The following is a 19565-nucleotide window of genomic DNA, read 5'->3' on the forward strand; positions in this document are numbered from 1 at the left end:
TAAGACATAACCAAGCTGTACTTAAGCTGCAATTAAAATATAGCAAAAAGGCGATTCATTTCGCCGCAAATAAAAAATGCCACCGGTCGTAATAGCTAGACCGGTGGCATTTTTTTCGTCTTTTTTTACCAGAAAAAAATTGATCGCTAATTAGTGAAAAAATCGTAAAAAAACATCAATAAGAATAGCTAAATAATAGATACTCCCCCTCGATTTTTATAAATATAGTCAATTGTCCAGACTTTGATTGGACGATAAAATATACTATATGAGAGTATATTCATTATCACTTTACAGCTTCATAAAAATCCGTACTGAAAATCTGAATTAAAACCGCAAGCGTTTTACTTCGCAGCGTCCGCTTTACTCATCATGATTTCAGCCTTATACGCCTCGGGCGCTACATTCTCTCCGGCGACTTTCTTCGGCTCCAGATTCACTAAAGAAAATCGATATCCGCCGTAATTAGCGTCTGCCGGCAAATTCATTGCCGCTGGTGCGGGGGTGCCAACCACCAGCAATGCTTCCGGCGTGCCGGGCTGACTGACTTTAAAACTCACTGTTGCCTGCCCTGCCCAAACACAACGCGTATTTGGCGGGCAACGACTGTCAGTAACCTCGGTCACCTCTATCGTCATGCCCTGTTTGGCAAGCTTGGTTGCTTGGCGATAGCTCAGTATGATCGTCGTTGGCGCAACCTCAGACACCGCAGAAGTGGCAGAGGTGGCGGGGGTGGCAACTGAAGCAGCTTTTTTATCGTTCATGTCGGTAGCAGGAGTAGCGCTGCAAGAAATTGTGGATAAGAGCAAACCAGCCATAGCAACGCTGATAGCTAAACCTTGCACATTAGTTTGTGAGCGAATTTTTAAGCGAGATACTATTTGAAGAGGCATTTCATATTCCTAGATATCGGCTGTATTAATCAACGCTAAAAAATAGCGGCGTATTACAAAAATGATCGGCTTACACAAAGAAGAAATTCCGTAGCGAAACTGGAGCAAAACCAAAATAAAACATGAATAAGCTACCACACTACCACAAGCCAAACGCATTGCAAATTCAACATAACTAGGTTTATCTAAGCATCAACAGGCGCAAACACATACTTCAACCCATAGTCGAAAAATGGTTATCGCAAAACATATTTGGTCTTTTACTTTATGCTGGCGACAAATTAAGATTATTTTCAAAAGAAATAGTCTCATCAGGAGTTACGAAAATAGTCAGCAGCAGTCGTGCCCACGTACATCATCAAAAATACGCCTGCATGTGCACGCATATGACGAAGAAGCACAGGCTCGCTGAGGCAGTTTAAGTAGGTCCTGATAACGATAAAAACCTCAATGCTCAGCAACGGCCAATCAACATTCTGGCACCAGCGGGCATAGTCTTAAAAAGATAGAGAACCCTATGCGTATTTTTAAACGAATCACCTCTGCATTAGCCCGAGCCATCCCGCTCAAGCAAAAAACGTACTTAGCTATTTGTACGGCCAGTTTGTTGGCCTTAACGCTGAGCTGGAGCACCCCAGGTATCGCCGCAGATTTACATTTACGTGTAGGTCTGGCGGCGGACGTAACGTCCTTCGATCCGCATTATTTAAATAGCGGCCCGAATAACGCATTCGCTTTCCATATTTTTGATGCTTTGGTCAATCTGGATAGCAATGGCCAACTGGTTCCCGGCTTGGCAACCTCATGGAAAGCGATTGACCCACTGACATGGGAATTCAAATTGCGCCATGGAGTCAAGTTCCACAACGGCACAGAACTGACTGCAGAAGACGTCATTTTCTCACTTGATCGCCCTGCCACTATCCTCAATAGCCCCGGCTCATTTACCAGTTACACCAAACAAATTGTCAGCAAACAGGCGGTTGATGCTTACACGGTACGCTTGAAGACTGCGACCCCATACGGCCCCTTGCCTTTAGATGTTAATTCGATTTTTATCGTGTCAAAAAAAGTCGCACAAAATGCCAGTACAGACGACTTTAATACAGGCAAAGCGCTGATCGGTACCGGGCCATTTAAATTCGTTAGCGCCAAGCGTGGTGATCGTATTGAACTGGTACGCAACGACAATTATTGGGGCGAAAAACCTCATTGGGATAAAGTGACTTTGCGCATACTGACCAGCGGCGCACCCCGGGTAGCAGCCCTGCTGGCGGGCGATATAGATGCAATTGAGAGCGTGCCGCCTGCCGACTTACCTAAATTAAAAACGAACGTCAAAGTTAAATTAGAACAAAAAATTTCTTGGCGCACGATTTTTTGGGCACTCGATCAACAAGCCCATGTATCTCCTGATATTACGGATAAAGCAGGCAAGCCTTTAACCACCAATCCACTACACGATATCCGCGTGCGCAGAGCAATTTCTAAAGCGATTAATCGCCAGGCCCTAAGTGACCGCGTTTTAGAAGGTTTGGCAGTCCCTGCTTCTAACATCGTAGCGCCAGGCATTTTGGGGTATGACGATACCGTTAAGGTCGAAGCTTACGACCCTGAAGGAGCAAAAAAATTACTGGCAGAAGCTGGTTATCCCAACGGTTTTAATATCACTCTGCATGGCCCGAATAATCGCTACATCAATGACGAACAAATAGTACAAACCGTGGCGCAATTTTTAAGCAAAATCGGCATACAAGCTAAAGTAGAAACGATGCCGCTGGCGGTATATTTCCCCAAAGCCTCCAAGGGCGAATTCAGCATTGCCTTGTTAGGCTGGGGCAGCGTGGCAGGTGATTTTGCTTTACGGACTTTGCTCGGAACAGCAAATCCAGAAACGGGCTGGGGCAGCTGGAACTGGGGCAAATACAGTAATCCGGCGCTAGATGATTTAATCCGTAGCTCCTTAGCATCAGTGGACGATACTAAGCGCCGTGATTTTGCTAAAAAGGCCATGGGCGTGGCTTTGCGCGATTATGCGGTTATCCCGCTCCACCATCAATATGCTACATGGGCGTTGCGAAAAGGCCTCAAATATGCAGCCAGAACAGATGAATTTACCTTTGCGCAGGAGTTCAAACCCGAGTAATTACCATTTTTTCCCCAAATAAGGAAAATTTATGTAAATAATTTACCCGTTTCTAAGCAGCAAGAGTATTTTAGGAGGTGTACCAGTTTTTTACTGCAAGCAAGACTACAAGATTCAGGATCGTAATCGATGTGCCAGCTACTTGGAATGAATTGCAATAATCCCGCCGAGATCACTTTCTCATTTGAAGGTTTCTCAGCGCGGGGCGGCCTTACCGATGAACATAAAGACGGCTGGGGCATCGCTTTTTATAACGACACTGGCTGCCGCCTGTTCACCGACCATTTATCATCGATCAGCTCACCGCTGGCAGAAATGATCAAACGTAATCCGATCAAATCCTGCAACGTCATCGCCCACATACGCAAAGCGACACAGGGCAATATCATCCTTGAAAATAATCACCCGTTTATGCGTGAGCTGTGGGGAAAATCTTGGATTTTTGCTCACAATGGCGATCTGAAAAACTTCCATCCAACGCTTAATGGCCTCAACGGTATATATCGCCCAGTTGGTGAGACGGATAGTGAGCGTGCGTTTTGTTATTTAATGGAAGGTCTGCAACAGCGCTTCCCTTATGCCAATGCAGATGATCTGCCGCCGACAGAAGCCTTGTTCGATGCAATTACCGAACTGACCAAGTACATTGCTTCGCACGGCATATTTAACTTCATGTTATCTAATGGCGATGCCTTGTTTGCCCACTGCTCCACCAATTTGCATTACGTCGTACGCGAGTATCCATTTTCCACTGCCGCACTGATTGACTGCGACAAGAGCATCGACTTCAGCAAGTTCAACAAACCAGACGACAAAATCGCCGTCATCGCCACCAAACCGCTAACATCGGACGAATCCTGGTGCGCCTTTCATCCAGGTGAATTAAAGATGTTTTTGGCAGGTCATCCAACCAAAGACACCTTAATCCCTACCGAACTATATGAAGTAGCCGAAGAGATTGCTTGATGACCCATACCAATCTTGGGGTTTGCGAAAAGCCCTATCTAATGATGAATCCAGCTGATTAAGTATTGATGTCAGCAAACTGATTCCTAGCGATACACACCAATCATCGATTTAGATATTTCCGCAGCAATCGCCAACTATTTACCTAAACGCACCGGCAACTCAAGCGCTTTTTCATCAAACGCGATCCGTGTTGCGAACTTGGCGCGCTTCATCGGAAAGCGCGAGTGGAAATGGCGCACATTACCAGACCCGGAAATCACTCTCCGTACAAACTGATAGTAAGCATCCATGTCAATCACATGAATCACCAGAAAATAATCGTATTCGCCGGAGACGAAATAACACTGCATCACCTCGGCTTCTTTGTTCATTCCAGCTTCAAATTCTTGCATGTGCTCGTCAGACTGATTGATCAGCGATACCTCTAAAAAAGCCAGCATGCCATATCCCAGTGCAAACGGATCGACCATCGCTACTTCTGCACTAATTATGCCAAGCTCACGAAGCTCTCGTATACGGCGCAGGCAGGTTGGTTGAGATATGTGTAGCTTGTCTGCCAAAACTCGGGTGGGTATCTGATTATCCTTCTGCAACAGGTTCAGAAGCTTACGATCGACCTTGTCTAGTGAGCGATATTGGGGCATATAAAAATCGTCTTATTTACGAAAAAAACAAAGAAAATAGCTTTGCTTATTAATTTTTCTGTTGTACCTTTTGCATATTCAGTTTTCTGAATAAGTCAGAGATACAGTAATGTTGTCCTACTTTTTTTAAACCTTAGGAGTATGTTCATGTCGTTCAAAACTAAAATGATTCCACTGGCTGGCGCAATTGCTTTCGCGTTTGCCGGTACTGCGGCTGCTCAAGAACAAGTTATTAAAATCGGTCACGTAGGTCCTATTTCCGGCGCGATTGCCCATCTGGGTAAAGACAATGAAAACGGCGCTAAAATGGCGATCGAAGAACTCAATGCTAAAGGCACTATGATCGCCGGCAAAAAAGTTAAATTCGAACTGCTGACAGAAGATGATGCTGCCGATCCAAAACAAGGTACAACCGTAGCACAAAAATTGGTCGATGCAAAAGTAAATGGCGTAATCGGTCACTTGAACTCTGGTACGACAATCCCGGCTTCTAAAATCTACAACGACGCTGGCATCCCGCAAATCTCCCCATCAGCAACAAATCCAAAATACACACAACAAGGCTACAAAGGCGCGTTCCGTGTAGTTGCCAATGACGGTCAATTGGGTGGCACTTTGGGTCGTTACGCCGTGCAAATTAACAAAGCTAAAAAAGTAGCTGTCATCGATGACAAAACGGCCTACGGCGAAGGTGTTGCAGCCGAGTTCATGAAGGGCGCTAAAGCCAAAGGTGCTGAAGTTGTTGTTACTGAACATACGACTGATAAATCAACTGACTTCAGCGCGATCCTGACCACAATCAAAGCGAAGAATCCAGATGTGATTTTCTTCGGCGGTATGGATGCAGTTGCAGGTCCGATGTTGCGTCAGATGAAAGCACTTGGCATTACTGCTAAGTTCATGGGCGGCGATGGTATCTGTACTACTGACTTAGTGAAACTGGCTGGTGACGGCATTGGCGAAGGTCAAGTTGTCTGCGCAGAAGCCGGCGGTGTTTTAGATGCACAGAAAAAAGTGTTGGATGACTGGAAAGCAGCTTACAAGAAGAAATTTGGTTTGGACGTTCAAATCTACGCACCGTATGTGTACGATGCTGTGATGACGATGGTTGATGCGATGCAACAAGCTAAATCAGCAGAACCAGCAAAGTACCTGCCTTTCCTGGCTAAAATCAAGCACAAAGGTATTACTGGCGACATCGAATTTGATGCTAAAGGCGATATCAAAGACGGTACATTGACTTTGTACACATACAAAGGCGGCAAGCGTGAGTTGCTGCAAGTTGTAAAATAATTTGGTGCTGTCGTGATTTACACAGACTGATTTGTCAGTCTGTATCGTAAAAGTACTGCAAACAAAAAACGCTGCAAACCTTACAGGCTTGCAGCGTTTTTATTTCTCGATCATCTTAAAAACTCAACTGATTGAACCCTGTTTGACTCAAACAGACTGAATTACACTGACTTCGATTTAGACTTAGCTCAATTCAAAATTACTTCGTCGACAAAATCCACTTAACCAAAGTACGCGCCTCGGCTTCAGATACCTGCGGGTTAGCCGGCATCGGGACTGGGCCCCACACACCACTGCCACCAGCAATGACTTTTTTGACTAAGGTATCTTCTGCCGTTTTGTCACCAGCGTATTTTTTAGCAACATCTTTATATGCAGGGCCCACAACTTTATTAGCAACAGCATGACAAGCCATGCAGTTTTTAGATTTTGCCAATTCTAGATTGGCCATTGCCGCACCAGAGACCATCGTCGCTAAAAGTGCGCTTACTGCTAACAAAGACTTGTTCATTGCTCTCTCCAAGTTAAAAAATTATCGTTTCATTTTACTGCGTTTTACTTATTTTAATGCGTTAGCACAATCAAAGAACGTGTGCGCTCAACATAAGGTTGACCATAAGCAAAATTACTCCTAAGATTTGGCAAAAGGAGTCATCATGCCCCTCATCATTGTTACCGCGTTGTTGTTTTTACTTAAATATTTAGAAGTGAGCTTCTTGAATAGCATCTCTTGGTGGTGGCTAGTCGGATTGGCGTTCTTTGCATTTTTATGGTTTGAATTTTTTGAACGCATGCTAGGCCTAGACAAACGAAAAGATCACGCTCACTTTGAAAAAATTAAAAACGACCGTATTAAACGGACCTTTGATAAAAAGAAGTGAAGCACCGGACTAAAACATCCAGTACCAGAATTTACTTTTGCGGCTAATGTGCTAAAAGTAATGACGTCGTGTAGCACTAAACGACAAACCACATTTGCATTGATTAAATAGAATACCCTTAGTGAGTATATTTTAATCGTCCAAAGGTTTACTGATTAAACCGCCATTTTCAATAAAAATAATGGGGAGTATATTAAAATTCTTAAATTGATCCGCTCCAGAACTGCATAATATAAAATCCCAAAAATTTAAACGACTTAGCTTATTTGAACTTAGCCAACGTTATCCCGCTAAGCATTTTTATCCATCGAGCCTAGCTTACTTGCGTGAAACCATCTATAGATTAGCTGATTCATGCATCGATCAGATGCGGTCCATATGAATCTGGAATTACGACAACTACGTTATTTTCTCGCGGTAGCAGAAGAAATGCATTTTGGTCGCGCTGCGGCTAAATTACACATGACGCAACCACCGCTGTCACAAACTATACAAGCGCTTGAAGCTACTCTTGGCACTGCTTTATTTACCCGCAGCACTCGTAGCATCGCGCTGACCGCTGCCGGGCTAGCACTGCTGCCAGAGGCACGCCGCATACTTCAGCAGGCACAGGGCTTGCCCGCACTAGTACAACGCGCAGCAGCTGGCGCTAGCGGTCATTTGTCGCTGGCATTTGTGTCCATCGCCGACTACAGTATCTTGCCACCCTATCTGCGAACATTCCGGCAAAGTCATGCGGCTGTGCAGATTGAACTGCGAGAGGCAACCAGTGATGTTCAATTAATCGCTCTGGAGAAAGGTGAAATCGATGCTGGCCTGATCATCCCGCCGATACCAGATCGTTTGCGTAATCTGTTAGCCTACCAAAAAGTCTTGTCCGAGCCGTTGATACTGGCAGTACCGGAAAGCTTTGCGACAAAAACACACGACGTCTCACTATTGGATTACCAGCATCTGCCTCTAATTATTTTTCCACGCAAAATTGCGCCAGCTTTACATGACTTAATACTTGGCTGCTTCCGAGAACTCGGGTTGACCCCGGCAATTAGTCAGGAAGCGATACAAATGCAAACCATCGTCGGCTTAGTCTCCGCTGGCATGGGCATCGCGCTTGTGCCACAATCTGTCTCGAATTTAAAACGTCCCGGTGTGACTTACCTAAGTCTGCCGCAAACTAGCCATGTGGTAGAAATCGGCGTGGCATGGCGTAAAGATAATACGTCTCCCGTGCTGCAGGCTTTTTTAACCGAGATTTTCCGTTAGGATTTGAGCTAATGGCAGATGCACTTTTCGAGGCAGTTTTGATGTGAGTTTGTTGTAACTAAGGCGCTCATGGCTAGCCGTGAGCAACGAAGAGCATCAAAAATGACCGGAAATGCCCCGCCAGCACTCAAATAGCACCTATAGTGCGCCTAATAAAAAATTTCGGTTCACCTTATTACAAACGAAAGAGTAGCTATGCTGATTCACCCCAACCCAGATCCAGTAGCATTCCATTTAGGACCTGTTTCTGTACACTGGTATGGACTGATGTATCTGGTCGCGTTTATACAATTTGTCTTGCTAGGCCGGGTACGCATTCGCTCACCGCATATTGCAGCTCAGGGCTGGAAAAACGAAGACATTGATGACATGCTGTTTTATGGCGTGCTCGGTGTTGTCCTGGGCGGGCGCATCGGTGAATTTCTGTTTTACCGGCCAAGTGAATTGATCAGCAATCCCTTAGAAATACTGATGGTCTGGCATGGCGGCATGTCATTCCACGGCGGCTTTATCGGCGTTTTGATTGCGATGTTCTTTTGGGCGCGCAAAGTGGGTCGACCATTGGTGAATGTATTTGATTTCATCGCGCCACTGGTGCCGCTAGGCTACGCTGCGGGGCGCATCGGCAACTTCATCAACCACGAACTACCAGGTCGGATTGCTTCAGTCGATTTACCATGGGCAATGCAATGGCCTGGTGTGGATCACTTGGTACATCCGTCGCCAATTTATCAGGCCTTAGTGGATGGATTGTTGCTGTTTGTCATTTTGTGGATATATGCCCGTAAAGCGCGGCCACCACTGGCTGTCGGAGCAATGTTTGTAATGCTGTACGGCTGCGCACGATTTTTTACCGAGTATTTCCGTACGCCGGATTGGCAAGTGGACTTAGCAGGCATGACCATTTCTGCCGGACAAATACTTTCGCTACCAATGATTATTGGCGGACTGGTGATACTGGTGTTTGCATATAGAAAATCAGCTAAAGCCTAGGTAACATTGTTACGGCATTATCGTCGGATCAATCTCTGATCGAAACGATAGTGCCGTTAAAAAGCTCAGTCCAATAACTTCATGATGACTGCCCATTCTGCGGCAGTCACTGGCGTGATCGACAAACGACTCCCCTTCTGTAATACCAGCATATCTGCCAAGGCGCCATGAGTGCGTAGCTCTGCCAGGCTTAATAAACGCGTCTTGCGCAATGCCCGGATATCCACCATCATCCAGCGCGGATTTTCTTGCGACGCCTTGGGATCAAAATAATGACTTTGCGGATTAAATTGTGTGTGATCGGGATACGCGCTGCTAGCAACTTCAGCCAGCCCAGCAATACCAGGCTCTGCGCAACTGGAGTGATAAAACAGTACTCCATCACCAAGCTTCATTGCATCACGCATAAAGTTACGTGCCTGGTAATTGCGCACGCCAAACCAGGCTATCGAGGATGCAGATAAAGCGTCATCAATGCTCACTTCATCCGGCTCGGACTTCATTAACCAATATGCCATAACAATATACTCCCCGTAAATTTTTACAAAAATGCCTTATTGTCCAATGATTACTTGGACGATTAAAATATACCTATATGAGTATATTAAATACCAAAGCATCTTAGTTGCATCCTGGCCTGACGATATCTAAGAGCCGACCAAGCGGATATTGGCACAACACGACAAGTATCACTAAAGAAAAATTAGCTTCTAAGACGTTACGCCGTTAGACAAACTCGCATCACCTTTGCTCAGTCATGCGTCGAAAAAACAAGTCTACAAACAATTAGGACTTACGCAAAATTGTCCCAGCAAGGCGCAGCGACGACAGTACATTAGTACGGCTAGTCGCCGCAACGCTTTGGGGCGGTTTTGCGTAAGTCCCAATAAAAAAGCACTCACAGCAAACGCTGTAAGTGCTCTGGAATAAGTCCCCACCAATGCCGCTATGCCGGCATCCTGAACCAGGAGGTTCAAGTTGGCCACAGTCGGTTCAACTTCGGGTTCATCGGACTAGCGACGCTCACACCTGTCGAACAATTCCCGCAGCCTGTGCACATAAATGGTTCAAGGAATATATGGCACTGGCGAACACGGTAGGGAATTTAAGTTTACTCCTATCCGCGATGTCGTACAGCTTTTTTTAACTCTTTTTGATTGATTAAACCAATACAAGCACGGTTCAAAATAGATTTTCTTGGGGTGTCAGTGCTTTGTCCAACACCTCATGCATATGATTAATTTTTTGCTTGACGTCTGCAATCGACAATCCAGACAACGGTCCCTCTGGCGATTTGGTCGATAGCAATTCTGCCGTAACACCCAAAGCTGCCATTACTGCGATTCTGTCGTTGCCTTTAATCTTGGCGGCGTCGCGGATGGTGCACATTTTCTCGTTAAGGTAAGCGACTGCAGCCAGCAGTGCTTTGTCTTCGCCTTCTTTACAGCTGAGCTTATACGCTTGTCCCATGATGCTGACATCTAGCTGGATCACATTGTCTTTCATGCGGCATCCTTATCTGAATCGTTCTCAACTGGTAGTTGCGCAAGCAAAGCTGTTACACGTTCGTGTGCTTCATCCATACGTTGATGCATCTCACCATTTTCTTCGGTCAGAGCAACGATATCGCGCCGCAGCTCAGCGTTCTCACGGCGTAAAAAATCGGTCAGCTCTGCGAGCCGTGCGACTTTTTCAGCAAGTAATTCAAATTCAGAATTCATCTCGTCACTAGGTTGGTAAAAACGTGGCAAAAACGCGGAAAGAGCGCGGGCTAAACAATACCAACTAAATTATAAATTGAAACGTCACTTTATAGCATTTCTACCAGAGCACCATCACTTAATATCAAAGCCGCTTTAATTTTTTTATCCTTATGCATATCGTGCAGCGCATCAGCGTAGGTTTGTAATTGGGTCTGGTAGTCTAGTCGTTCAGATTCTAACAAAGCCCGCTTGTAATCGAGAATCCATATTTCGTCTTTAAAAACGACCATTCGGTCCAGACGTAAAAGCTGTTGCTGGAACAAAACATCCATCTCATTGCGGGCATACACAAAATGGACAGGATTGAAGTATTTTTCCAGCGTCGCCTGACTCAATATTACCAAAGCTTGTTGTCGTATAGTGGCAGCGATATTACCCGCACAAGGCAGCCAGGCAGCAATCGCCTCCGCCTCAGGAACAACGACAGGCCATGCTTGTACCTGATTGGTCAATCGCTCTAATAAGGCATGCAGCGCAATGCCCTCCAGCTGCGCGTCACTTGGGACTGGCTCAGGCTCGGCTCGGGGCAAAGTCAGATTGGGAGGATTAAATACCTGCAAGCTAAATTCGCCTTGCGATTGCTGCACTAATGCAGCGTTGACCGGCACATTCACTTGGCCTACTTGTTGCAGCCGATCATACCAACTATCTTGAATCAAGCCGATGATGACATCCCCGCCTTCATCGATCACGGCGCTCTTCGTTTTTTTGTCGCTAGCAATACCACTGAGTATCAATAAATTTTTAGCGCGAGTGGCGGCGACATACAGCAAGTTCCAGTTCTCTTGTGCGGCTTGCGCCTCCTCTTGCGCGAACAATGCATCCCGCGCTGCACCACGCTGATCCTTGCGTCCGAAGACAGAAAAATGTCTGGCCTCGCCTTCTTGCAGTGGCCATTGGCATAATATGCCGACCTGATCTTTGGCGGATTCGCTATGGTTAGCATCGAGTACAACAACGACTGATGCCTCCAGACCTTTGGCACTATGGATGGTTAATATTCTTACTGCGTCGGCTGCATCATCTACTGCCGACTCATCAGGCGCATCGCCTTCCCCTCCATTTCTAAACACATTAAGGGCAGCAATAAACTTAGGCAAGCTAGGATAGCGCCCGGCATCCATGTTGAGCGCCAGTTCTAAAAAGGCATGAATATTCCCTATGACTTGATGTCGCTCTGCAGGGCTAGCAAGCTGCGCGTAGCGCGACAGCAATTCGCCCTGATGCAAAATCCGGTCAAGCAAATCATGTACGGGCAAATCATGTGCCGCTTGCATCCAGTCTTGCAATAACCCTGCTGCTCTGGTAAAAATTTCCTGCGCTACTACCGATGATGATGATGATGATGATGATGCACTAGCTTGCAAACGCTTCCACCAGGATGCTTCTGATCGCTGCGCTAACGTGATCAGGTCATCGTCAGTCGCAGAAAAAATCGGCGACTTCAGCACATGTGCCAACGCACGGTTATCGCCCGGCGTCATCAAAAATCCCAGCAAAGCAATCAGATCTGCAACTTCCAAGGCTTCCAGCAAACCACCTCGCCTGCTGGATACAAACGGAATACCAAGTTCACGCAGAGCATTTTCATACGCAGCCAGATGAGTACGGCGCCTGACCAATAACATGACTTCTGACCAGGGTAAGTTCCCCAGTTGCTGCCGCGCCAATAGCAGAGCTTGCGCGACCTGACGTCCCTCCTCCAGCCGGCGACTATCCTCTTCTTCAATCATTGGCGTGGTAAAGGGATTACGTAAAGTAAGGCTTAAGGATTGAGTCTCGCCGCTAATATCAGAATCTTCTTTACCTTGATTCACCGTACTAATCGATGCACTGATTAAGGGTAAACGCCACACTTCACCAATCGCTGTAGAGGCGCTGGTTTGTGCCAGATAGATTTTATTTTGGCGCATGCTGTCATTCAAGACCGACACAATCTCGGGCGCATTTCTGCGAGTCTGGTTAGTGCGTAGCAGTTGTGCGCCATGCCGCGCCAACATTTGTCTTGCAGCAGAGAACACACGTGGTTCTGCACGGCGAAAACGGTAAATTGACTGCTTAGGATCACCAACGATGAAGACCGTTGGCCGCGCCACGTCGTTACCATAGACATCTAGCCACGCTTGGACGATGCCCCACTGTAAAGGATTGGTATCCTGAAATTCGTCCAGCAAAATATGCTTGTAACGCGCATCTAGCCGGCTATGTAAATATGCTGCGTATTCCTCATTGCTTAAAAGCCTGTAGGCTTGCCATTCCAAATCGGCAAAGTCAAATACTCTCTGATCCGATTTCAAAGATTGATAGCACTCCAGATAAGCTGCACCGACTTTAAACAAGGCCTGATTAATGGTGAGTACCATTTTTTCACCGCTACGCCGACGCAACAATTTGAGCGTTTCTGCAATGACCGTACACTCATCATCAAAACTGGCAACACTATCTGGACCTAACCATTTTTCGATAGCGATGAGTAAATTTTTTGTTTTTGTATTGGATCTATTTTTGCCATCAGCACCAAAAAACTCATGGCATAAGGCATCAAATCTGTCTAAGTTCGGGCCTGCGCTCATAGCGGCTTCTATCGCAGTCGCACGCTTTTGATTGGTCGCGGTACCCTGCCCTAAACATAATGCGATTGCATTAATACGCTGACATAGTTCTTGGTCATCCCACAAGGCCAATCGCGGATCGACCTCTGCATCAGCGCCGCACATCTCGCGCAGCCAGTCCAAGGGATCCCCCTCAAGCGCATGTTGATTGGATGCCCACCATTCCGCACGTTTATCTAAAAATGCATCCAGCATTTTCTTGGTATTGAAATCACCCAACTCTTCGTACAAGAGTAATAAGGCATGACGCACATCCTGATTCTCGGCATCAGTCAGGGATTGCATCAGTTGCGCATAAGCCTCTCTTTGTAAGTCAGCAGTTGCCTCTAGCAAGCTAAAACCATGGGGCACGCCTGAGGCCAGCGGTGCTAACTGGATCAGGCGTCCAAACCAGCTATGAAAAGTGTCCATCGCTAACGCTTGCGGGCTGGATAAAATCTTATCGTAAAGACGTCGCGCTTTAGGCAAAATTGAGGGAATATCGTTTTGCTGTATCCCACGTTCTGTCAACAATTGAATAGCCGCAGTCTCATCAACTAAGGCTAACTCGCGTAACAGTGCCATCAGGCGCTCACGCATTTCTTGCGCAGCTTTGCGGGTAAAGGTAATCGCCAATAACTCACCAGGCTCAGCGCCAGCCAGCAACAGGCGCAACATACGCGCTACGAGTAACCATGTTTTGCCACTACCAGCACAAGCCTCAACTACTACTGACAATTGTGGATTACATGCGGTAGCAGTGAAGCTTACAGCGTCGCTGCCATGTCCGTTAATTTCATAGGCTTGAACATCGTCTTTTTCTGAAGAATGGGACGACGAAGGAGATAACATCATGACCATGCGCCCTTGCGGCATAGTCCACGCATTTCGCAATACTGGCAGACCAATTCTGTACCTTGTGCTGGCAATGGTGTGTTATCTCTGATTGCCTGCATATTACTTTTGATATCCACTTCCAATACATTCGTCCAGTCGCTAAAATTATCGGCAGCGGCGGCACCAATTTTGCCTTTGTCTAATTCCAACGCGACATAGCTTGCGGCAGCGATCGTCTGATTTGCCAGCAAACCATAAAAAGGTAATTGCTGATCCTCGCCTTCTTTTAATCGCTTGATTAATGCGGTTTGTGTTTTAGTTTTGTAATCCAAGACCGCATACTCACCGTGTTGGTTTTTATCAATCCTATCTATCCTGCCTCGCAAAACGATGCTCGCATCTTCACCCTGATCTGACCAGATCAAAGTTCGCTCGCGCCAATCCTCACCGATTTCAAATTGCCAGCCATCTGCCTCACGCTGATTAGCCCAGGCGACATATTCAGGTATCACTTTATTCCAGCGCACGCTATATCCCAAGGCTGCAGGACTGCGCTTTAAAATATCGTCAAAACGTTGGGTAGAAATATCCCTTAGTAATTGGACTCTGTCTTCCGGCTGATGCGCAGATAATTGATCGTGGTAAGTTTTAAGAATCGCGTGTAACCAATCGCCGTAGTCACGTTTTTCGGGCATGTCTGACAATTCATCCAGCGCATCCAGACGCAACATCCGTCGGGCAAAAAACTGATAAGGACATGCAAGCAAGCTGCTATATCCGCTGGAGGATAAGGTAGTTGGCGCTAATATAGCGGCAGCTGGACGCGGTTGTTGTAGGGTTTCTGATTGCAGATTCACAGTCGACAACATCGGATGATGTTTGAGAAGCGCCTCGCTGCCATTGCGCTCCAGCGCCAGATTCAATTGCGCCAGCCAAGGGCTCACAGGATTATGCTCACCTTGCTGCTGACCTTGCCATGACAAAACCACTTCTGGATTGGATAGCAATAACTCGGTAAAGTCTCTGAGCTGTTGTTGCTGCCTTTGCTCACGGGTCGTCAAACCACATTCGCGTCTGACTGCATTAGTGAAGAATAAAACTTCCTGTGCTTGCGATGGCAAATGTGCGGCATCTGCGCCGACCAGCAGCACCGCATCAAATCGTCGCAAGCGAGCACCGTTCAGCGGTAACATAAATACGCGCTTATCTATTCTGGCGGTAATATAAGGTGCATTTTCCAGCTGTAAATTAATAAAGGCACGCCACTCCGAAAAGGAGAACGTTGCCTCCATCTGCTGACAATCTTCCGTCAACGCTTGCAATAACTGAATAATTTGTGAGCCTGCACTGTCTGCTTGCAACTGTGGATGCATGCCTGACTCGTAAAGCATCTGTATGCTTGCCCGACTCCAATCAGAGATACTTTTACGTCCGCTGAATCCTGCTGCCTGACGCGCAAGCGCTGCGATCCATTTGCGCTCGTCGGGCTTACTATCCAGCGTGGATAAAATTGCCTCCCAGCCACCGAGAACATTAGCGCGACGCAAGGCCAGTTCGATATGCATCACCGCATCGGCCTTCGCATTCATGTCAATCACCGCATCGATCCGAGCAGCGTCTTTTGCAGATACGCCAGGCAAGCCACCAGGTAAGTAAGGCGACTTCAACAGATCCAGCAATGCCATCGTATCGGCACGTGTGGCAACCACTTCAAACCAAGCGGCAATCGCAGCAGCAGCCCGGGTCGTCGAGAGTTTCCAGCCAGTTTCATCTGCAACAAATACCTGTGCTCTTTCTAATAAGGCCCGGATACGACGAGCTACCACGCGGTCTTGTGCAATCACTGCAATGCTCTGGCGACCCGCCTGTAACCAATCAATAATAGTCTGCGCGCCTTGCTGCGCCTCGTCTTCAAGCGAACTCGCCTCACATAAGCGAATATGCGATACGTCAGCCTGATCCAGGGTAAATTGCTGCTGGCCGCTGTTAACATCTTCAAATAAATTCGGCCAGGCAGATGCGTATGGCTGCGTAATGGATTTGGCGCGCCAATCCAGCAAGATCATTAAGAGTTTTTTCTTTTTAGAATACACATCTAAAAACGCTTGCTCCAGTGCGTTCGGTGCAGTTGGGCTGATCCAGACTAAAGGTTCCTGCGCTTGCTGCGCAATACGCAGCCATTGCTGATGCGTTTGTCCGATGGCGTCATGTTCATCCAACTGACTTTGCCAAATAGTCCAGACCAGTTGCGCTTCTTCCGATAAGATTTTCTGCGTTGGCTGCGGCAACTGTGCCAAGGCAGTATGCCAGCGCTGTGTCGTTTGCTCTCTGTCATCTAGTACGGAAGCTAACAAGGCCTGCGTCAGCTCGTCCGATAAGCTTAATAAGGTCTGCGCCAGTGGCAGCAAGTCCGTATTGCGTCTGGCAGTAAATAATTTCTTCAGCCAGGCATGCTGCCTCAACCCGGCATACAAACTCATTAGACGCTCGCTCGGTGCGCTGACTCTTTTATGGGTTTGTGGCGGCAACATCTCCACCCAGGCAAACATGGTTTGTATGCGAGGTGGAATAAAATTAATCTGCAGCTCTTGTGCCAAGGCTTTTAAAAATAATTGCGCGTGTTCAAAAGTAGGTACCACAACACGCACAGCAGAATAATCATTCGCCGATGTCAGCGGCCAGACTGGTGACACTACATCAAGTACAAAGCGATGTGCAGCCTGTTGCCAGAAGTTGCCGGATGCCGCAATTAGCTCAGTGGAAGATCGCATGGAGTTTCAAGAATTTTCGTGATTTTTTAGTGAACGACGGGCTTTAGACAGGTGCATTTTATGCGACAGACTACGCAATTTCAGAGCTTGATCCCACTTTTATAAAAAATAGGTTATTATTTGACGCATAGTTTGCCACTAGACATCACTGAATCCAGTGTTGCACCGTTCAAAAGCATTGAATTTGTGCAGATCGCCTCCAGATATTAATTGTTCTACCGGAAGCGTCATCATCGATGATGTAGATCAAAGATTCTACCAGTCGATTTCAGTTATTATTTCTGTGGCGCTGTACCCCCCTTAATTTTTCCCTCGAATGAGGATTCCATGAGCGAAAACATCAAATATGTAAGCGATGCTTCCTTTGAAGCAGACGTGTTGAAATCTGACAAACCAGTTTTAGTCGATTTTTGGGCTGAATGGTGCGGTCCATGCAAAATGATCGCCCCGATTCTGGAAGAAGTAGCAAAAGAATACGATGGTAAGATCATCATTGCAAAAATGGATGTCGATGCAAATCAAGCTGTTCCAGCTAAATTTGGCATTCGTGGCATTCCTACTTTGATTTTGTTCAAAGATGGCGCTGCTGCAGCACAAAAAGTCGGCGCATTAGCAAAAGGTCAATTGACTGCATTTATCGACAGCAATATTTAAGATAGTTTAAGTTACAGAATATTCTTAGATAAGTAAGGTAGAATGCACAGCAATAAAAAGATGAGCGGCGCTAAGGCGTCGTTCATTTAGATTTAAAAACGTTTTTACAAAAACGCGCTTTAAAAAAATATTTTAAAAAAACAAATCGACAATCAATTTTTTGTTCGCTCTCAAAAAAATAATGAGAAGTTGCAAAAAATAGCAGAAATCCTAAAAACACCATCCTGTAGTTCACCTCTGTTCACTCCCCCACCTACTTATCCCATCCCGGGACACTCAACATGCACTTATCAGAATTAAAGGCGTTACACGTCTCAGCCTTGCTAGAAATGGCCATCGGTTTAGACATTGACAACGCAGCACGGATGCGCAAACAAGAACTTATGTTCGCAATCCTAAAAAAACGCGCCAAATCCGGCGAACAAATTTTTGGCGATGGCGCCTTAGAAGTATTGCCAGACGGCTTTGGCTTCTTGCGCTCGCCCGATGCCAGTTACATGGCATCTACCGACGATATTTATATCTCTCCTTCACAGATCCGACGATTCAACCTGCATACAGGCGATTCGATTGAGGGTGAAGTCCGCACACCAAAAGATGGCGAACGTTATTTCGCCCTGGTCAAAGTGGACAAGGTCAATGGCGAAGCGCCAGAAGCCTCCAAACACCGTATTCTGTTTGAAAACTTAACACCGCTGCATCCAAACAAAGTCTTGCAATTAGAACGTGATATGCGTGGTGAAGAAAACACCACTGGCCGTATCATTGATCTGATCGCCCCTATCGGCAAAGGCCAGCGCGGCTTATTAGTAGCGTCGCCTAAATCCGGTAAATCCGTCATGCTGCAACATATTGCGCATGCCATTACCACCAATCATCCAGACGTCACGATGATCGTCTTGCTGATTGACGAACGCCCGGAAGAAGTGACTGAGATGCAACGCTCCGTACGCGGTGAAGTTGTTGCATCAACATTTGATGAACCAGCCACCCGTCACGTACAAGTCGCTGAGATGGTGCTGGAAAAAGCCAAGCGCCTGGTCGAGATGAAAAAAGACGTAGTCATTCTGCTCGATTCAATCACCCGTCTGGCACGTGCTTACAATACTGTCATCCCTGCCTCCGGCAAGGTATTGACCGGTGGTGTCGATGCAAATGCGCTGCAACGTCCAAAACGCTTTTTCGGTGCTGCACGTAATGTAGAAGAAGGCGGCTCGCTGACCATCATCGCCACTGCGCTGATCGAAACCGGTAGCCGTATGGATGACGTGATCTATGAAGAATTCAAGGGTACAGGCAATATGGAAGTCCATCTGGAACGCCGCCTCGCCGAGAAGCGCGTGTACCCAGCGATCAACCTGAACAAATCCGGCACACGCCGTGAAGAGTTGCTGATCAAGCCGGACCAATTGCAAAAAATCTGGATTCTGCGCAAGCTGCTGTATAGCATGGATGAGATTGAGGCGATGGAGTTCATCCTCGACAAAATGAAGGCGACTAAAAACAACGCAGAGTTTTTTGAAATGATGCGTCGTGGCAATTAAGTCTGAATAAACGATATTCGTTTAAGACTGATAGTCAGTAGCCGATCGAGCCATCTTTTTAGATGGCTCTTTTTATTTGGGCGGTTAATTCGAAACACGAACTGAATCAATAAGAGATTTGATACTGACTCAGTTTTAGTCCCGATCTAAATTAGGCTTTTCTAGCTCTTGCCACTAGAAACTTAATTTCAACTTATTAGCTAAATAAGGTAGCGTGGATAGCGCACCCCAACGACTTTAATCGCAGGACTCTAAATACCTTGGCGCGTCCGATTTTCTCGACACTGAATTTACTGCCGCCCTGTCCTCTTACATTTCAAGCG

Annotated in this window: 16 protein-coding genes and 1 other RNA gene; 8 read left to right on the plus strand and 9 right to left on the minus strand. The window is 46.5% G+C overall.

Annotation, left to right across the window (positions count from 1 at the left end):
* Nucleotides 1-344: 344 nt before the first annotated feature.
* Nucleotides 345-893: a hypothetical protein gene (locus tag AAKU61_RS11005; RefSeq protein ID WP_354332166.1), complete on the minus strand. Its 549-nt coding sequence runs from the start codon at nucleotides 891-893 to the stop codon at nucleotides 345-347.
* Nucleotides 894-1410: 517 nt separating this feature from the next.
* Between AAKU61_RS11005 and AAKU61_RS11010 the strand changes: the two genes are divergently transcribed.
* Together AAKU61_RS11010 and AAKU61_RS11015 are read left to right on the plus strand one after the other, a co-directional pair.
* A complete protein-coding gene (locus AAKU61_RS11010; RefSeq protein ID WP_354332168.1) occupies nucleotides 1411-3039 on the plus strand; it encodes an ABC transporter substrate-binding protein in 1629 nt (542 codons plus the stop codon).
* A gap of 129 nt (nucleotides 3040-3168) precedes the next feature.
* Nucleotides 3169-4005, plus strand: a complete 837-nt coding sequence (locus AAKU61_RS11015) for a class II glutamine amidotransferase (protein ID WP_354332170.1) — start codon at nucleotides 3169-3171, stop codon at nucleotides 4003-4005.
* A gap of 137 nt (nucleotides 4006-4142) precedes the next feature.
* Here the strand turns inward: AAKU61_RS11015 and AAKU61_RS11020 are convergent, their stop codons facing one another.
* Nucleotides 4143-4652 carry an Lrp/AsnC family transcriptional regulator gene (locus AAKU61_RS11020; protein WP_354332172.1) on the minus strand — a complete coding sequence of 170 codons (510 nt, stop codon included), beginning with the start codon at nucleotides 4650-4652 and terminating at the stop codon, nucleotides 4143-4145.
* A 147-nt stretch (nucleotides 4653-4799) separates the two neighbouring features.
* Here AAKU61_RS11020 and AAKU61_RS11025 point away from each other — a divergent pair, with 147 nt between their 5' ends.
* Nucleotides 4800-5945, plus strand: a complete 1146-nt coding sequence (locus AAKU61_RS11025) for a branched-chain amino acid ABC transporter substrate-binding protein (protein ID WP_354332174.1) — start codon at nucleotides 4800-4802, stop codon at nucleotides 5943-5945.
* A 199-nt stretch (nucleotides 5946-6144) separates the two neighbouring features.
* On the opposite strand, the gene AAKU61_RS11030 is transcribed toward AAKU61_RS11025, so the two are convergent.
* Nucleotides 6145-6456 (minus strand): c-type cytochrome, encoded by a 312-nt coding sequence (locus AAKU61_RS11030; protein ID WP_354332176.1) that lies wholly within the window; start codon nucleotides 6454-6456, stop codon nucleotides 6145-6147.
* A 145-nt stretch (nucleotides 6457-6601) separates the two neighbouring features.
* Here AAKU61_RS11030 and AAKU61_RS11035 point away from each other — a divergent pair, with 145 nt between their 5' ends.
* The 3 genes from AAKU61_RS11035 to lgt all read left to right on the plus strand — a co-directional run bounded on the left by AAKU61_RS11035 (nucleotide 6602) and on the right by lgt (nucleotide 9082).
* Nucleotides 6602-6826 (plus strand): TIGR04438 family Trp-rich protein, encoded by a 225-nt coding sequence (locus AAKU61_RS11035; protein ID WP_354332178.1) that lies wholly within the window; start codon nucleotides 6602-6604, stop codon nucleotides 6824-6826.
* 378 nt (nucleotides 6827-7204) lie between these two features.
* Nucleotides 7205-8089, plus strand: a complete 885-nt coding sequence (locus AAKU61_RS11040; RefSeq protein ID WP_322121524.1) for a LysR family transcriptional regulator — start codon at nucleotides 7205-7207, stop codon at nucleotides 8087-8089.
* A gap of 195 nt (nucleotides 8090-8284) precedes the next feature.
* A complete protein-coding gene (gene lgt / locus AAKU61_RS11045; protein ID WP_354332180.1) occupies nucleotides 8285-9082 on the plus strand; it encodes a prolipoprotein diacylglyceryl transferase in 798 nt (265 codons plus the stop codon).
* Between the two features lie 65 nt (nucleotides 9083-9147).
* Here lgt and AAKU61_RS11050 read toward each other — a convergent pair whose 3' ends face one another.
* The 6 genes from AAKU61_RS11050 to AAKU61_RS11075 all read right to left on the minus strand — a co-directional run bounded on the left by AAKU61_RS11050 (nucleotide 9148) and on the right by AAKU61_RS11075 (nucleotide 17044).
* Nucleotides 9148-9600 (minus strand): EVE domain-containing protein, encoded by a 453-nt coding sequence (locus tag AAKU61_RS11050; RefSeq protein ID WP_354332182.1) that lies wholly within the window; start codon nucleotides 9598-9600, stop codon nucleotides 9148-9150.
* Nucleotides 9601-10009: 409 nt separating this feature from the next.
* Nucleotides 10010-10188: non-coding RNA, 6S RNA (ssrS, locus tag AAKU61_RS11055), on the minus strand.
* A 76-nt stretch (nucleotides 10189-10264) separates the two neighbouring features.
* Nucleotides 10265-10576, minus strand: a complete 312-nt coding sequence (locus tag AAKU61_RS11060; protein WP_322121523.1) for a cell division protein ZapA — start codon at nucleotides 10574-10576, stop codon at nucleotides 10265-10267.
* A gap of 8 nt (nucleotides 10577-10584) precedes the next feature.
* Nucleotides 10585-10803: a DUF904 domain-containing protein gene (locus AAKU61_RS11065; RefSeq protein ID WP_354332183.1), complete on the minus strand. Its 219-nt coding sequence runs from the start codon at nucleotides 10801-10803 to the stop codon at nucleotides 10585-10587.
* A gap of 89 nt (nucleotides 10804-10892) precedes the next feature.
* On the minus strand, nucleotides 10893-14291 hold the full coding sequence (locus AAKU61_RS11070; RefSeq protein WP_354332185.1) for a UvrD-helicase domain-containing protein: 3399 nt from the start codon (nucleotides 14289-14291) through the stop codon (nucleotides 10893-10895).
* Nucleotides 14288-17044, minus strand: coding sequence for a PD-(D/E)XK nuclease family protein (locus tag AAKU61_RS11075; RefSeq protein WP_354332187.1), 2757 nt, complete (start codon nucleotides 17042-17044; stop codon nucleotides 14288-14290). Before AAKU61_RS11075 ends, AAKU61_RS11070 begins: the two co-directional genes overlap by 4 nt.
* A 327-nt stretch (nucleotides 17045-17371) precedes the next feature.
* On the opposite strand from AAKU61_RS11075, the gene trxA reads away from it, so the two are divergent.
* Together trxA and rho are read left to right on the plus strand one after the other, a co-directional pair.
* On the plus strand, nucleotides 17372-17698 hold the full coding sequence (trxA, locus tag AAKU61_RS11080) for a thioredoxin TrxA (protein WP_322118059.1): 327 nt from the start codon (nucleotides 17372-17374) through the stop codon (nucleotides 17696-17698).
* A gap of 281 nt (nucleotides 17699-17979) precedes the next feature.
* Nucleotides 17980-19242 (plus strand): transcription termination factor Rho, encoded by a 1263-nt coding sequence (gene rho, locus AAKU61_RS11085; protein WP_354332189.1) that lies wholly within the window; start codon nucleotides 17980-17982, stop codon nucleotides 19240-19242.
* Nucleotides 19243-19565 lie beyond the last annotated feature (323 nt).

The sequence above is a fragment of the Undibacterium sp. GrIS 1.2 genome, from assembly GCF_040544435.1.
Lineage (GTDB): Bacteria > Pseudomonadota > Gammaproteobacteria > Burkholderiales > Burkholderiaceae_D > Undibacterium.

Bases quoted from the DNA above. Each gene is read 5' to 3' on its own strand.
- AAKU61_RS11005 (WP_354332166.1), bottom strand. From the start codon at position 893: ATGCCTCTTCAAATAGTATCTCGCTTAAAAATTCGCTCACAAACTAAT.
- trxA (WP_322118059.1), top strand. From the start codon at position 17,372: ATGAGCGAAAACATCAAATATGTAAGCGATGCTTCCTTTGAAGCAGAC.
- AAKU61_RS11020 (WP_354332172.1), bottom strand. From the start codon at position 4,652: ATGCCCCAATATCGCTCACTAGACAAGGTCGATCGTAAGCTTCTGAAC.
- AAKU61_RS11030 (WP_354332176.1), bottom strand. From the start codon at position 6,456: ATGAACAAGTCTTTGTTAGCAGTAAGCGCACTTTTAGCGACGATGGTC.
- AAKU61_RS11070 (WP_354332185.1), bottom strand. From the start codon at position 14,291: ATGATGTTATCTCCTTCGTCGTCCCATTCTTCAGAAAAAGACGATGTT.
- AAKU61_RS11040 (WP_322121524.1), top strand. From the start codon at position 7,205: ATGAATCTGGAATTACGACAACTACGTTATTTTCTCGCGGTAGCAGAA.
- AAKU61_RS11015 (WP_354332170.1), top strand. From the start codon at position 3,169: ATGTGCCAGCTACTTGGAATGAATTGCAATAATCCCGCCGAGATCACT.
- lgt (WP_354332180.1), top strand. From the start codon at position 8,285: ATGCTGATTCACCCCAACCCAGATCCAGTAGCATTCCATTTAGGACCT.
- AAKU61_RS11065 (WP_354332183.1), bottom strand. From the start codon at position 10,803: ATGAATTCTGAATTTGAATTACTTGCTGAAAAAGTCGCACGGCTCGCA.
- AAKU61_RS11035 (WP_354332178.1), top strand. From the start codon at position 6,602: ATGCCCCTCATCATTGTTACCGCGTTGTTGTTTTTACTTAAATATTTA.
- rho (WP_354332189.1), top strand. From the start codon at position 17,980: ATGCACTTATCAGAATTAAAGGCGTTACACGTCTCAGCCTTGCTAGAA.
- AAKU61_RS11075 (WP_354332187.1), bottom strand. From the start codon at position 17,044: ATGCGATCTTCCACTGAGCTAATTGCGGCATCCGGCAACTTCTGGCAA.
- AAKU61_RS11050 (WP_354332182.1), bottom strand. From the start codon at position 9,600: ATGGCATATTGGTTAATGAAGTCCGAGCCGGATGAAGTGAGCATTGAT.
- AAKU61_RS11010 (WP_354332168.1), top strand. From the start codon at position 1,411: ATGCGTATTTTTAAACGAATCACCTCTGCATTAGCCCGAGCCATCCCG.
- AAKU61_RS11025 (WP_354332174.1), top strand. From the start codon at position 4,800: ATGTCGTTCAAAACTAAAATGATTCCACTGGCTGGCGCAATTGCTTTC.